Raw genomic sequence first — 13,734 nt, 5'->3', positions numbered from 1 at the left:
ATATATGCCGCCGTTGCCAAGGGATATCGAACAGCCCGAAAGCCGCGAAAAAAGTGGGTCGTTAGCTCAGTTGGTAGAGCAGTTGACTTTTAATCAATTGGTCGCAGGTTCGAATCCTGCACGACCCACCAATTAACAAAGCAGTAAGATGGTAGACGTGAAGGATAACGTTGCTTCAGCAACGGCCCGAAGGGCGAGGCGAAGCCGAGTCATCCTGCACGACCCACCACTTAAGATTTTCCTGTAGTACCCGGTAGTATGCGTTGGGTGATTAGCTCAGTTGGTAGAGCACCTCCTTTACACGGAGGGGGTCGGCGGTTCGAGCCCGTCATCACCCACCATTCGGGGCGTTAGCTCAGTTGGTAGAGCAGTTGACTTTTAATCAATTGGTCGCAGGTTCGAATCCTGCACGCCCCACCAATACTACAGAATTCAGGCAGCATCCGAGCGGGTCGTTAGCTCAGTTGGTAGAGCAGTTGACTTTTAATCAATTGGTCGCAGGTTCGAATCCTGCACGACCCACCAGCCTGAATACAATTTGCCCGTCCCGAAAGGGGTCGTTAGCTCAGTTGGTAGAGCAGTTGACTTTTAATCAATTGGTCGCAGGTTCGAATCCTGCACGACCCACCAATTTTAGCATTGTGACTTGATGTTAAATCTCAGTGTAAAAAGGCGCCCTAAAGGCGCCTTTTTGCTATCCAAATATTGTGACTTTTTCCGCCCAACGCGCTATCTTGTTTAGTATACAAAACACAATTGTCGTATCTTTCGTTCAGAACGCAAAAGAGAGACATTATTGTTAAGCCAGTAAAACGAGAAGCTATGATGAGCGTGATGTTTGATCCTGAAGCCGCAATCTATCCTTTCCCGCCTAAGCCCGTGCCATTAGATCTGGACGAAAAACAGTTCTACCGTGAAAAAATCAAGCGCCTGTTGAAGGAGCGAGATGCGGTGATGGTCGCGCATTACTACACCGATCCTGAAATCCAGCAGCTGGCGGAAGAGACGGGCGGTTGTATCTCGGACTCCCTGGAGATGGCCCGCTTCGGGGCGAAGCATCCTGCCTCGACGCTGCTCGTCGCGGGCGTACGCTTCATGGGCGAGACGGCCAAAATCCTCAGCCCGGAAAAAACCATTCTAATGCCTACGCTCAATGCGGAATGCTCTCTGGATTTAGGCTGTCCGATCGACGAATTCAGCGCGTTTTGCGATGCCCATCCAGACCGCACGGTTGTGGTGTATGCCAACACCTCCGCCGCGGTCAAAGCGCGTGCGGACTGGGTGGTCACCTCCAGTATCGCCGTCGAACTCATTGAGCATCTGGATAGCCTCGGACAGAAAATTATCTGGGCACCGGATAAACACCTCGGCAACTACGTGCAGAAGCAAACCGGCGCGGATGTCTTGTGCTGGCAGGGCGCGTGCATCGTGCACGACGAATTCAAAACCCAGGCGCTGGCGCGCATGAAGGCCTTATACCCTGACGCTGCCATTCTGGTACATCCGGAATCACCCCAGTCGGTGGTGGACATGGCCGATGCCGTCGGCTCCACCAGCCAGCTCATCAATGCCGCGAAAACGCTGCCGAATCAGAAGCTGATTGTCGCCACCGACCGTGGCATCTTCTACAAAATGCAGCAGGCGGTGCCGGACAAAGAGTTGTTCGAAGCACCGACCGCCGGGGAAGGCGCGACGTGCCGCAGCTGCGCCCACTGTCCGTGGATGGCGATGAATGGCCTCAAGGCGATTGCTGAGGGGCTGGAGACAGGCGGAGCGGCCCATGAGATCCACGTCGACGCTGCGTTGCGTGACGGCGCGTTAATTCCGCTTAACCGCATGCTCGATTTTGCGGCTACACTACGCTCCTGAGATGAGATAACGCGTATCACTACGCTCTGGGGAAAAGATGGATTTTTTTAGCACGCAGAACATCCTGGTTCACATACCGATCGGGGCGGGCGGCTACGACCTGTCATGGATTGAAGCTATCGGCACGCTCGCTGGACTGCTCTGCATCTGGCTGGCGAGTCTGGAGAAGATCAGTAACTACGCATTTGGCCTGATTAACGTCACGCTGTTCGCGATTATTTTTTTCCAGATCCAGCTCTACGCCAGCCTGTTGCTGCAGCTGTTTTTCTTCGCCGCGAACATCTACGGCTGGTACGCCTGGTCGAGGCAAAACAGCGCGCAGGAAGCGGAGCTCCAAATCCGCTGGCTGCCGCTACCGAAAGCCATCGCCTGGCTCGCCGCCTGCGTGGTCGCCATCGGCCTGATGACGGTCTACATCAACCCGGTGTTTGGTTTCCTGACCCGCGTCGCGGTGTCAGTGATGTCGAGCCTCGGCCTGAACGTCACGATGCCCGAGCTTCAGCCCGATGCTTTCCCGTTCTGGGATTCCTGCATGATGGTGCTGTCGATCGCAGCGATGATCCTGATGACGCGTAAATACGTCGAGAACTGGCTGCTGTGGGTCATCATCAACGTGATAAGCGTGGTGATCTTCGCGCTGCAGGGCGTTTACGCCATGTCGCTCGAATACCTGCTGCTCACCTTTATTGCCCTGAACGGCAGCCGGATGTGGATTAACAGCGCGCGTCAGCGTGGCTCCCACGCGCTGTCCAGTTAATGGTGGTGATGGTGTGAATGGTCGGGCTGCGTCTCGTTGAGATGGCAGTCCGGCCCGCTACAGGCCTGATACTCCATCTGGATCGTGACGTGCGAAATCTCGTACTGATGCTCCAGGAAGTGCTGGATACGTCCCAGCAACGCGTCGTGATCGTGCGGAGGGACCACCTGCACATGCAGGGTCATCACCGGTTTCTCACCGACCAGCCAGACATGAACATGGTGCACGTCGCGCACTTCCGGAATATCCCGGCACATCTTGCGTTTCAGCGCCGGAATATCCAGCGACACGGGCGCACCCTCCAGCAATTCGTTCACGCTCTCCCGTAACAATCCCCACGCGCTGCGCAGCACCAGGCACGAGACCAGCACCGACAGAATCGGGTCGATCGGCGTCCAGCCGGTAGAGATAATCACCAGCGCTGCCACGATAGCACCCACAGAGCCCAGCAGATCGCCCAGCACATGCAGAGCTGCTGCGCGGACGTTGAGGTTTTTCTCCGAACTGCCGCGATGCAAAATCCAGAATGCGAGGACGTTGGCCAGCAGCCCGGCCACCGCAATCACCATCATTGTCATCCCAGCAACCGGCTGCGGATCGCGGAAACGCTGGATGGCTTCCCAGACAATCAATATGGTGATCACCACCAGGGCGATCGCGTTGACGAAAGCGGCGAGGGTAGTGAGACGCAGCCAGCCAAAGGTGTGGCGCGCGTTAGGTGGGCGACGGGAAAACTGTACCGCGATCAGCGCAAACAGCAGCGCGGCGGCGTCAGTGAGCATATGCCCCGCATCCGCCAGCAACGCCAGCGAGCCGGAAACCAGTCCGCCAATAACCTCGATAACCATAAACGTGGCGGTGACGCCGAAAGCCAGCATCAAACGTTTAGCGTTTTCGTCCCCTGAAGCCTGCGAATGAGAATGCGTGTGCGCCATGAACTCTATCCTGATGAGTAATCATACTAAGTGTAGATTTTTTAGTATTTTGCACAAAAAAGAAAGGAGAGCTTTCGCTCTCCTTCATTTATCCGATCGGGCTCGAATTACTGGGTCGTGCCGTCGGTTTTGGTATTGACGTCGTTATTCATACCGTCACCGGTTTCAACTTTCTTGTTGATATCCGGGCATTTGCCGTCTTTACACATCGAGTTTTTGTGGATCTCATCCTTGGTCATACCATCATGATTCATGGTACCGGAATCCGTCCCGTTCGGGTGCAGCATGGTTCCGCCGCTGGTCCCGCTGCCGGTATTGATGTTGCTGTTATCCACATTATTCGGAGCGACGTTCTGTTTCGCATCCGGTGCTACCTGGCCTGCTGCCGCGGCGGCGTTAGCCTGGCCATTATTGTCGGAACTTGCTGAGTCCGCAGCCAGCGCGGCCCCGCTTGCCATGGTGAGGGTTGCGGTCAGGAAAAGGGTTGCCAGTTTAGTCATTTTCATCATGCTGCTCCTGTTCTGGTCGTTATATGCTGGATAACTTCTTCCAACAGTGCATGCGCGAAAGTATTCGCTCAGTGGTCAAAGATTCCAGAATCCGAACTTATGTCAGGATGGAATCACGTTTAAATGCACAAACAGAGTGGTTACATTTAAAAAGTTTAGGGCAGATCTCGTTATTCGCTACTTTGTCGCGTTTTTTAGCCTAATTCCAGGAATTATCCGTGCGAAGTGTAAAAGCCCGTTTACACTTCCAGGCTGACAAGTTAGATTGAAAGGATTGCATTCCTTACTAAAAATATGTCAGAGCCGGAACGAAGATGAATTATCAGAACGACGATTTACGCATCAAAGAGATCAATGAGTTATTACCTCCTGTAGCGCTCCTTGAAAAATTCCCCGCCACTGAAAACGCCGCTAACACGGTTTCTCATGCCCGCAAAGCGATCCACAAGATCCTGAAAGGCAACGACGATCGTCTGCTGGTGGTGATTGGCCCTTGCTCCATTCATGACCCTGCCGCGGCGAAAGAGTACGCGGCGCGCCTGCTGACTCTGCGCGAAGAGCTGCAGGGCGAGCTGGAGATTGTGATGCGCGTCTATTTCGAAAAACCGCGCACCACCGTGGGCTGGAAAGGGCTGATAAACGATCCACATATGGATAACAGCTTCCAGATCAACGACGGCCTGCGTATTGCGCGCAAGCTGCTGCTGGAAATTAACGACAGCGGATTACCGGCGGCGGGCGAGTTTCTCGATATGATCACTCCGCAGTACCTGGCCGATCTGATGAGCTGGGGCGCGATTGGCGCACGTACTACGGAATCTCAGGTTCACCGCGAGCTGGCGTCGGGCCTCTCATGTCCGGTCGGGTTCAAAAACGGGACCGACGGCACCATGAAAGTGGCGATCGATGCAATTAACGCTGCCGGTGCGCCGCACTGTTTCCTGTCGGTCACCAAGTGGGGGCACTCGGCCATCGTGAATACCAGCGGAAATGGCGACTGCCATATCATCCTGCGTGGCGGCAAAGAGCCGAACTACAGCGCAAAACACGTCGCGGAAGTGAAATCGGGCCTCGAAAAAGCGGGTCTGTCACCGAACGTGATGATCGATTTCAGCCATGCCAACTCCAGCAAGCAGTTCAAAAAGCAGATGGAAGTGGGCGCGGACGTGTGTCAGCAGCTGGCAAACGGCGAAAAAGCGGTGATCGGCGTGATGATTGAAAGCCATCTGGTGGAAGGTAACCAGAGTCTGGAGAGCGGCGAGCCGCTGGTCTACGGTAAGAGCGTTACCGATGCCTGTATCGGCTGGGAAGATACCGACGCGATCCTGCGTCAGCTGGCGAAGGCGGTGAAAGCGCGTCGCGCCTGACCCTTTCCGACCCAATAAAAAAGCGTGGAAGGCTCCACGCTTTTTTTATATCAGGCGAAAAATTACTTCGCTTTACCCTGGTTCGCTACCGCTGCCGCTTTCGCTGCGATTTCGTCAGCGTTACCCAGATAGTAACGTTTGATTGGGTTGAAGTTTTCGTCGAACTCATACACCAGCGGCACGCCGGTTGGGATGTTCAGTTCGAGGATTTCGTCTTCGCCCATCTTATCCAGGTATTTCACCAGCGCACGCAGGGAGTTACCGTGAGCCGCAACGATCACGCGCTCACCGCTTTTGATGCGTGGCAGAATGGTGTCGTTCCAGTAAGGCACAACGCGATCGATGGTCAGCGCCAGGCTTTCAGTCTGTGGCAGCTCAGCATCAGTCAGTTTCGCGTAACGCGGGTCGTGGCCCGGGTAGCGCTCATCATCTTTGGTCAGCTCTGGTGGAGTCACCGCAAAACCACGACGCCACTGCTTAACCTGCTCGTCACCGTATTTTTCAGCGGTTTCGGCTTTGTTCAGACCCTGCAGCGCACCGTAGTGACGCTCGTTCAGTTTCCAGGATTTCTCAACCGGCAGCCAGGCCTGGTCCAGTTCATCCAGCACGTTCCACAGGGTGTGGATGGCACGTTTCAGCACAGAGGTATAAGCAAAATCGAAGCTGAAGCCTTCATCTTTCAGCAGTTTACCTGCCGCTTTAGCTTCGCTCACGCCTTTCTCAGACAGATCAACATCATACCAACCGGTGAAGCGGTTTTCGTTGTTCCACTGGCTTTCGCCATGGCGCACCAGAACCAGCTTAGTTACAGCCATATTGCACTCCTTAAGCATTTTGAATGATAACAATTCTCATTATATTGCCGTGATCGCTCAGGCGGCAACGCTTAACCCTAACCATAGCGAAAATAGTGTCTCAGTGTAAGATGCTTGTGAATTGCGGGTTATGATTTTGTCTGCGATTGGCGCTATTTTCAGCGATGCGGACAAAAAAAAGCCCTCAGGACGAGGGCCGTGATGTAGTTTTCCGGAGGATCCGTAGGTCGGGTAAGCGAAGCGCCACCCGACATGGTGTCAGCGCGCAGTAAACTGATATTCCGTCACGCTCACATACTCCTGCCCCGGACGCAGCACGCAGTCCGGCTGTGGCCACTCGGCATGGTTCGGACTGTCCGGCAGAAACTCGCTCTCCAGCGCCATTCCCTGCCAGTCGCTGTAATCACCTTCCTCACGAGCTGGTGTTCCACCGAGATAGTTCCCGGAGTAGAACTGCAGCGCAGGCGCGGTGGTGTACACCGTCATCTGCAGCTTTTCGTCGGCGGACCATACCTGCGCGGCGGGCTGAGCCACATCGCCTTTGGCCTGCAGCAGAAACGCGTGATCGTAGCCTTTCACCCTGCGCTGATGATCGTCGCTGAGGAAATCCTGGGCGACGGTTTTCGCACTGCGGAAGTCAAAGCTGGTACCCGCCACGGCCTTCAGCCCTTCAAACGGAATACCCATCTCATCGACCGGCAGATAGGCGTCGGCGAGAATTTGCAGCTTATGGTTGCGCACGTCCGACTGATCGCCGTCGAGGTTGAAGTAGGCATGGTTGGTCATATTGACCGGGCACGGCTGGTCGACCGTCGCACGATATTCGATGCTGATACGGTTATCGTCCGTCAGACGGAAGAGGGCGGTCGCGGACAGATTGCCAGGGAAGCCCTGATCGCCGTCGGCGGATTCCAGCGCGAACAGCACTTCGCAGTCGTTCTGCTGCACGATGCGCCAGCGACGTTTGTCGAACCCGTCCGGGCCGCCGTGCAGCTGGTTTTCGCCCTGGCTTGGAGCGAGGGCATACTCTTTGCCATCAACCGTGAAGCGACTTTTGGCGATACGGTTCGCATAGCGCCCGACGGAGGCGCCCAGATAAGCCGCCTGATTAACATACTGTTCCGGCGATGCGCAGCCGAGCAGGGTTTCGCGCACGCTGCCGTCCGGCATTGGCACGCGGGCGGAAAGCAGAGTTGCGCCCCAGTCCATCAGCGTGACCACCATGCCCGCGCTGTTGCGCAGGGTCAGCAGGCGATACGACAGACCATCAGGGGCGAGGGTTGGCGTTTCGTTTAGCACTGTCCGGCTCCTTGGGTTGCTTTGCAGACATAGAAGGTTTCTTTGATGCCCGTTTTGGCTTCGTACTCTTTGGCAACGGCATCCTGAACGGCGGGGACCAGCTCTTCCGGGATCAGCGCCACGATGCAGCCACCGAAGCCGCCGCCGGTCATGCGCACGCCGCCTTTCTCACCGATGGTCGCTTTCACGATTTCCACCAGGGTATCGATCTGCGGCACGGTGATCTCGAAATCATCGCGCATGGAGGCGTGGGACTCAGCCATCAGCTCGCCCATGCGTTTCAGATCGCCTTTCTCCAGCGCAGAGGCCGCTTCGACGGTGCGGGCGTTTTCGGTCAGAACGTGACGGACGCGTTTCGCGACAATCGGGTCCAGCTCGTGCGCCACTTTATTGAATTCATTCAGGGTGACGTCGCGCAGCTTAGGCTGCTGGAAGAAGCGCGCACCGGTTTCGCACTGTTCGCGGCGGGTGTTGTACTCGCTGCCGACCAGGGTGCGTTTGAAATTACTGTTGATAATGACCACCGCCGCGCCTTTCGGCAGGGAAACGGCTTTGGTGCCGAGCGTGCGGCAGTCGATCAGCAGGGCGTGCTCTTTTTTGCCGAGCGCAGAAATCAGCTGATCCATAATCCCGCAGTTACAGCCGACGAACTGGTTCTCCGCTTCCTGGCCGTTCAGCGCGATTTGCGCGCCGTCCAGCGGCAGATGATAAAGCTGCTGGAACACGGTGCCGACCGCCACTTCCAGCGAGGCGGAAGAGCTCAGGCCCGCGCCCTGCGGAACGTTGCCGGTGATCACCAGATCCGCGCCGCCGAAGTTTTTGTTGCGCTTCTGCAGATGTTTGACCACCCCGCGCACATAGTTCGACCACTGCTGAGTGTCGTGGGCGACAATCGGCGCATCGAGGGAAAACTCGTCAATCTGATTATCGTAATCGGCGGCGATCACGCGCACCTTACGGTCATCGCGTTTGGCGCAGCTGATCACGGTCTGATAGTCGATCGCGCAAGGCAGGACGAAACCGTCGTTGTAATCGGTGTGCTCACCAATCAGATTGACGCGGCCTGGAGCCTGAATCGCGTGGGTGGCAGGGTAGCCGAATTTTTCAGCAAACAGGGATTGTGTTTTATCTTTCAGACTCATTTATTAGACTCCTGATTCGCGGTAATGGACATCGCTGACGGCGCGCAGACGTTCTGCCGCCTGTTCTGCCGTCAGATCGCGCTGGGTTTCTGCCAGCATCTCGTAGCCCACCATAAATTTACGCACCGTCGCCGAACGCAGTAGCGGCGGATAAAAATGGGCATGTAACTGCCAGTGCTGATTCTCTTCGCCGTTGAACGGCGCGCCGTGCCAGCCCATGGAATAGGGGAAAGAGCACTGGAACAGATTGTCATAGCGGCTGGTCAGTTTTTTCAGCGCCAGGGCCAGATCGTCACGCTGGGCATCGCTCAAATCGGTGATACGCAGAACGTGAGCTTTCGGCAGGAGCAGCGTCTCGAACGGCCACGCCGCCCAGTACGGTACCACGGCCAGCCAGTGCTCAGTTTCGACGACCGTACGACTGCCGTCTGCCAGCTCGCGCTGCACGTAATCCGCCAGCAGGGATGACTGGTTTTCGTCGTAATAGGCCTTTTGCAGACGATCTTCGCGCTCGACTTCATTCGGCAGGAAGCTGTTCGCCCATACCTGGCCGTGCGGGTGCGGGTTGGAGCACCCCATCGCCGCGCCTTTGTTTTCGAACACTTGTACCCACGGATAATCCTGACCCAGCTCGGCGGTCTGCGCTTGCCAGGTGGTGATCACGTCGGTGAGCGCGCTCAGGCTCAGCTCCGGCAGCGTTTTGCTGTGATCCGGCGAGAAGCAGATCACCCGGCTGGTGCCGCGCGCGCTTTCGCAGCGCATCAGCGGATCGGCACTTTCCGGGGCATCCGGTGTGTCGGTCATCAGCGCGGCGAAATCGTTGGTAAACACATAAGTGCTTTTGTAGTCCGGGTTTTTATCGCCGGTGACGCGGGTGTTGCCCGGACAGAGGAAGCAGTCCGGGTCATGCTGAGGCAGCGTCTGTTTCGCTGGCGTCTCTTGCGCGCCCTGCCACGGGCGTTTGGCGCGATGCGGAGAGACCAAAATCCATTGCCCGGTTAACGGGTTATAACGCCGATGCGGATGATCGACGGGGTTGAATTGCGTCATGTCGGGTCCTTAATCCGGATAGCCCTGGGGATGGCGTGACTGCCAGTGCCAGGTATCCTGTGCCATTTCATCCAGCGTGCGAGTCACACGCCAGTTCAGCTCTTTATCGGCTTTGGAGGCATCTGCCCAGTAAGCGGGGAGATCGCCGTCGCGGCGCGGGGCGAAGTGGTACGCCACCGGTTTGCCACAGGCTTTGCTGAAGGCGTTGACCACGTCCAGCACGCTGCTGCCGACGCCTGCGCCGAGGTTATAGATATGCACGCCGGGTTTATTCGCCAACTGCTGCATCGCGGCTACGTGACCGTCGGCCAGATCCATCACGTGGATGTAGTCGCGCACGCCGGTGCCATCTTCGGTCGGGTAGTCGTTGCCGAAAATCGCCAGCGAATCGCGACGGCCCACGGCCACCTGCGCGATATACGGCATCAGGTTATTCGGAATGCCCTGCGGATCTTCACCCATATCGCCTGACGGATGCGCGCCCACCGGGTTGAAATAACGCAGCAGGGCGATGCTCCAGTCCGGCTGCGCTTTTTGCAGGTCGGCCAGAATCTGCTCCACCATCAGCTTGCTTTTGCCGTACGGGCTTTGCGGCGTGCCGGTCGGGAAGCTTTCGACGTAAGGGATTTTCGGCTGGTCGCCGTACACGGTGGCGGAAGAGCTAAAGATGAAGTTTTTCACGTTGGCGGCGCGCATCGCGGAGATCAGACGCAGCGTCCCGTTAACGTTGTTATCGTAGTATTCGAGAGGCTTCGCGACAGATTCACCGACCGCTTTCAGGCCCGCGAAGTGGATCACCGTATCGATGGCGTGATCGTGAAGGATTTCGGTCATCAGCGCTTCGTTGCGGATATCGCCTTCCACAAAGGTGGGCTGTTTTCCGGCCAGACGCTCAATGACGGGCAGCACGCTGCGCTTACTGTTGCACAGGTTGTCGAGGATGATGACATCGTGGCCATTTTGCAGTAGTTGCACACAGGTATGACTTCCAATGTAACCGCTACCACCCGTTACCAGAACTCGCATATTTCGCTCCATTAGGCTTATGGTATGTAATAACCATAGCATAACAGAGACGCGAAAAGTGTGACATGGGATAAAATAGTGGAATCGGTTACACTGAATCACACAGGCAATTTCACAACGAATCAGCGCATTGTAAATCAAAGAGATAGCAATGTATTGCTGCCAGTTATCTGAAAAAGGGGACCGCAGCCCCCTTTAAGAGGATGCTCAGTCAATGCGGCTTAACGCATAGCGATAACCTTCGCCATCATGCACAAACTCCAGACGGTGGGTGATGCAGGTGGGGGCGTCTTCTGCGTGGTGTGAAACGAACAGCAGCTGGGTTTCGCCTTCGCTAATTAAGACGTCGACAAAGCGGCGAATCAGCTGGCGGTTGAGGGGATCGAGCCCCTGCAGCGGTTCGTCCAGAATCAATAAAGTTGGGTGTTTCACCAGCGCGCGCACGATCAGCGCCAGACGCTGCTGCCCCCACGACAAGCTGTGGAACGGCGCATCCGCCACGCGTTTATCCATCCCCAGAATATCCAGCCACTGCTGCGCCAGTTTGTGTTGCTTGTCGGACACCGCCTGATAAATGCCAATCGAATCAAAATACCCCGAGAGAATGACGTTCCGCACCGTCGTGCTGACGCGGTAATCGAGGTGCAGGCTGCTGCTGACGTAGCCGATATGCTTTTTGATATCCCATATGGTCTCCCCGCTGCCGCGACGACGGCCAAACAGGGTCAGATCGTTGCTGTAGCCCTGGGGATGATCGCCGGTAATCAGGCTTAGCAGGGTCGATTTCCCCGCGCCGTTGGGGCCAGTGATCTGCCAGTGCTCGCCCGGATTTACCGTCCAGCTTAACTGGTTGAGGATCGGGCGGTCGTTATAGGAGACGGTACCGTTTTTCAGCTCGATGCGCGGCTGGTGGCTCTCCAGCAAATGCCGCGCCGAAGGGGCATCGGGTTCCGGAAGCGCAATCCCGTCGAGCTTTTCGCTGTGCGCCAGCTGGGCAATCAGCGCCTGCTGGAGCAGCGCGTCTTTCTCGCCGGTTTCGGTCAGTGAGCAGTCCGCGAGTACGCCCGCGTACTGCACAAAATCCGGGATTTCATCAAAGCGGTTAAGCACCAGCACCAGGGTATAACCTTGCTGATTCAGCGTGGCGAGTAGGGTGGCCAGCTGCGCGCGGGAGAGCACGTCCAGGCCGTCGAAGGGCTCGTCAAGGATCAGCAGGTCCGGCTCGTTCATCAGCGCCTGGCACAGCAGGGTTTTGCGCGTTTCGCCGGTGGAGAGGTATTTGAAGCGTCGGTCCAGCAGGCCGGTGATCCCGAACAGCTCCGCCAGATCCCGACAGCGGGCGTCGTCTTTTCTCTCGTCCTGAATGATCTCCGCGGTGGTGCGGCCCGTATCCTCTTCACCAGGGCTGAGCAGGTCGGTGTTATTGCGCTGCCACTCGTCGCTGACCAGCTTTTGCAGCTGTTCGAAGGAGAGGCGCGTCACGCGCTGAAAACTGCACTGACGTTCACCCTTTAGCTGAGTGAGTTCGCCCGCCAGGGCGCGGGCCAGCGCAGACTTGCCGCTGCCGTTGGTGCCGACAAACGCCCAGCTTTCGCCAGCGCGTAAAGTTAAGTCGGGCAGTGAGAGGGTTCGGGTGTCGCTAAGACGAAACGTGCCTTGCGAAATTTGCAATGATGACATGAGTTATCCCATTTTTTGCAGCGATATGCATCAGGGATACCCACTGTCGTTCTGTTTGTCAACGCACTTAGCACAACGTGGCGATAATCACCCGGTCGGCGTTGAAATATGCGGTGACTTGCGCGCCTTGCGTTAAATCTTCTGCATCGGCCAACGGAACCGTGGCGCACAACACTTGCCCGTCGGGCAGCGTCATCAGCACTTCGCACTGCTCCTCGCCGCGCGCGATGTGGCTGATCGCCCCCTGCAACTGGTTGTCGGCCTCTTTGGCCTGATTCGCGTCGAGCGTGATATTCACCCACGGCGCTTTGAGCAGCACCAGCACCTCTTTGCCTTCGTCCAGCCCCAGTCGCTCGCCGCTCTGGGCGGTAATCGCCACTTTGAGGCGCGTGGTGCCGTCGGCCAGTAAAATATCGACATGCTGCTGCACCTGATCGTGATCGCGCGCCGTCACCGTGCCAAACCACTGGTTGCGGGCGCTGGTTTGCAATGAGAAGCGGGAGATGGCCGCCAGCAGGCTGTCGAGGGGGAGGGCGTCGTCATCGCTCAGCACATCAAAGGCTTTTTGCTGAATTTGCGCCAGCAGATCGTAGAGCTGAATCAGGCGCTGGCCGTAGCGCGTGAGAATCGCGCCGCCGCCGCCCTTGCCACCCGTGGCGCGGTCGACCAGCGTCTGCTCGCTCAGGGTGTTCATCTCGTTGATGGCGTCCCAGGCACTCTTATAGCTGATGCCTGCATTCTTCGCGCCCTGGCTAATTGAGCCCGTTTGTTCTATCTGTTTAAGCAGGGCGATACGACGCGGATCGGCGAAAAGCTTCTGCTGAAGTCGAAGGGTAAGGAGAATTTCGGCCTGCATAAGACGGTGTCCTGGCAAAAAGCGTATTGTGACCCAATTGCCTGACAGCGCAAAGCCTACCGCACAAAAGGGGATGTTTTTCTGACTTTTCAGGTTAGAATACGTCCTTCACAGAGTCAGGAGAACACCATGTTAGAGTTGTTGAAAAGTCTGGTATTCGCCGTGATCATGGTACCCGTAGTGATGGCCATCATCCTCGGCGCCATCTACGGCTTAGGTGAAGTGTTCAACGTCTTTTCGAACATCGGTCATAAAGACCAGCCTAAAAAGCAGCATTAATTCCTCCCAAAACGCCCGGCTAGTGGACTGACCCCATAAAGTTGGACAGTTCATGTTAAGCGGCTATCGGGGTCTGGGTTCGGTATTCTACCGGACTCAGGCCTTTTAATTTCAGACTGATCCGCTCGTTGTTATAGTAATGGATATAGT

General features: G+C 56.5%; 14 protein-coding genes and 5 tRNA genes. 9 read left to right on the top strand and 10 right to left on the bottom strand.

Annotated features, from left to right (window positions below):
* Positions 1 to 55: 55 nt before the first annotated feature.
* From QQF33_RS21720 to pnuC, 7 genes are all read left to right on the top strand, one after another.
* Positions 56 to 131, top strand: a tRNA-Lys gene (locus QQF33_RS21720).
* 134 nt (positions 132 to 265) lie between these two features.
* Positions 266 to 341 (top strand) — tRNA-Val (locus tag QQF33_RS21715).
* Positions 342 to 344: 3 nt separating this feature from the next.
* Positions 345 to 420, top strand: a tRNA-Lys gene (locus QQF33_RS21710).
* 29 nt (positions 421 to 449) lie between these two features.
* Positions 450 to 525 (top strand) — tRNA-Lys (locus QQF33_RS21705).
* Between the two features lie 29 nt (positions 526 to 554).
* A tRNA-Lys gene (locus tag QQF33_RS21700) sits at positions 555 to 630 on the top strand.
* Between the two features lie 195 nt (positions 631 to 825).
* On the top strand, positions 826 to 1,869 hold the full coding sequence (gene nadA, locus QQF33_RS21695; RefSeq protein WP_285158594.1) for a quinolinate synthase NadA: 1,044 nt from the start codon (positions 826 to 828) through the stop codon (positions 1,867 to 1,869).
* 37 nt (positions 1,870 to 1,906) lie between these two features.
* Complete coding sequence (gene pnuC / locus QQF33_RS21690; protein WP_282492220.1) at positions 1,907 to 2,626, top strand: nicotinamide riboside transporter PnuC; 720 nt, start codon at positions 1,907 to 1,909, stop codon at positions 2,624 to 2,626.
* Here the strand turns inward: pnuC and zitB are convergent.
* Both zitB and QQF33_RS21680 read right to left on the bottom strand, forming a co-directional pair.
* Positions 2,623 to 3,561 carry a CDF family zinc transporter ZitB gene (gene zitB, locus QQF33_RS21685; RefSeq protein ID WP_282492221.1) on the bottom strand — a complete coding sequence of 313 codons (939 nt, stop codon included), beginning with the start codon at positions 3,559 to 3,561 and terminating at the stop codon, positions 2,623 to 2,625. The genes pnuC and zitB overlap by 4 nt on opposite strands.
* Before the next feature lie 107 nt (positions 3,562 to 3,668).
* Positions 3,669 to 4,067, bottom strand: coding sequence for a YbgS-like family protein (locus tag QQF33_RS21680; protein ID WP_282492526.1), 399 nt, complete (start codon positions 4,065 to 4,067; stop codon positions 3,669 to 3,671).
* A gap of 317 nt (positions 4,068 to 4,384) precedes the next feature.
* Here QQF33_RS21680 and aroG point away from each other — a divergent pair, with 317 nt between their 5' ends.
* Positions 4,385 to 5,437, top strand: coding sequence for a 3-deoxy-7-phosphoheptulonate synthase AroG (aroG, locus tag QQF33_RS21675; protein ID WP_282492222.1), 1,053 nt, complete (start codon positions 4,385 to 4,387; stop codon positions 5,435 to 5,437).
* Positions 5,438 to 5,499: 62 nt separating this feature from the next.
* Here aroG and gpmA read toward each other — a convergent pair whose 3' ends face one another.
* The 7 genes from gpmA to modE form a co-directional block, all read right to left on the bottom strand.
* Positions 5,500 to 6,252 carry a 2,3-diphosphoglycerate-dependent phosphoglycerate mutase gene (gene gpmA / locus QQF33_RS21670; RefSeq protein WP_102105244.1) on the bottom strand — a complete coding sequence of 251 codons (753 nt, stop codon included), beginning with the start codon at positions 6,250 to 6,252 and terminating at the stop codon, positions 5,500 to 5,502.
* 258 nt (positions 6,253 to 6,510) lie between these two features.
* Positions 6,511 to 7,551 carry a galactose-1-epimerase gene (gene galM, locus QQF33_RS21665; RefSeq protein WP_285158583.1) on the bottom strand — a complete coding sequence of 347 codons (1,041 nt, stop codon included), beginning with the start codon at positions 7,549 to 7,551 and terminating at the stop codon, positions 6,511 to 6,513.
* Positions 7,545 to 8,693, bottom strand: a complete 1,149-nt coding sequence (gene galK, locus QQF33_RS21660; RefSeq protein ID WP_285149046.1) for a galactokinase — start codon at positions 8,691 to 8,693, stop codon at positions 7,545 to 7,547. Before galK ends, galM begins: the two co-directional genes overlap by 7 nt.
* Before the next feature lie 3 nt (positions 8,694 to 8,696).
* Positions 8,697 to 9,743 carry a galactose-1-phosphate uridylyltransferase gene (galT, locus tag QQF33_RS21655; RefSeq protein WP_282492225.1) on the bottom strand — a complete coding sequence of 349 codons (1,047 nt, stop codon included), beginning with the start codon at positions 9,741 to 9,743 and terminating at the stop codon, positions 8,697 to 8,699.
* Positions 9,744 to 9,752: 9 nt separating this feature from the next.
* Positions 9,753 to 10,769, bottom strand: a complete 1,017-nt coding sequence (galE, locus tag QQF33_RS21650; RefSeq protein ID WP_285146580.1) for a UDP-glucose 4-epimerase GalE — start codon at positions 10,767 to 10,769, stop codon at positions 9,753 to 9,755.
* Positions 10,770 to 10,976: 207 nt separating this feature from the next.
* Positions 10,977 to 12,449, bottom strand: coding sequence for a molybdate ABC transporter ATP-binding protein ModF (gene modF, locus QQF33_RS21645; protein ID WP_285158582.1), 1,473 nt, complete (start codon positions 12,447 to 12,449; stop codon positions 10,977 to 10,979).
* A 67-nt stretch (positions 12,450 to 12,516) separates the two neighbouring features.
* Positions 12,517 to 13,305, bottom strand: coding sequence for a molybdenum-dependent transcriptional regulator (gene modE / locus QQF33_RS21640; protein WP_285149048.1), 789 nt, complete (start codon positions 13,303 to 13,305; stop codon positions 12,517 to 12,519).
* A 129-nt stretch (positions 13,306 to 13,434) separates the two neighbouring features.
* Between modE and QQF33_RS21635 the strand changes: the two genes are divergently transcribed.
* Positions 13,435 to 13,584: an AcrZ family multidrug efflux pump-associated protein gene (locus QQF33_RS21635; RefSeq protein WP_072241805.1), complete on the top strand. Its 150-nt coding sequence runs from the start codon at positions 13,435 to 13,437 to the stop codon at positions 13,582 to 13,584.
* 55 nt (positions 13,585 to 13,639) lie between these two features.
* On the opposite strand, the gene QQF33_RS21630 is transcribed toward QQF33_RS21635, so the two are convergent.
* Positions 13,640 to 13,734, bottom strand: a 95-nt coding sequence (locus tag QQF33_RS21630) for an IS3 family transposase (protein ID WP_271121941.1), incomplete at its 5' end; no start/stop codon positions are given.

It is taken from the genome of Lelliottia wanjuensis (assembly GCF_030238365.1).
Taxonomy (GTDB): Bacteria; Pseudomonadota; Gammaproteobacteria; order Enterobacterales; family Enterobacteriaceae; genus Enterobacter; species Enterobacter wanjuensis.
The sequence above is the reverse complement of the archived record's forward strand: the minus strand, read 5'-3'. Positions and strand labels throughout refer to the sequence as shown.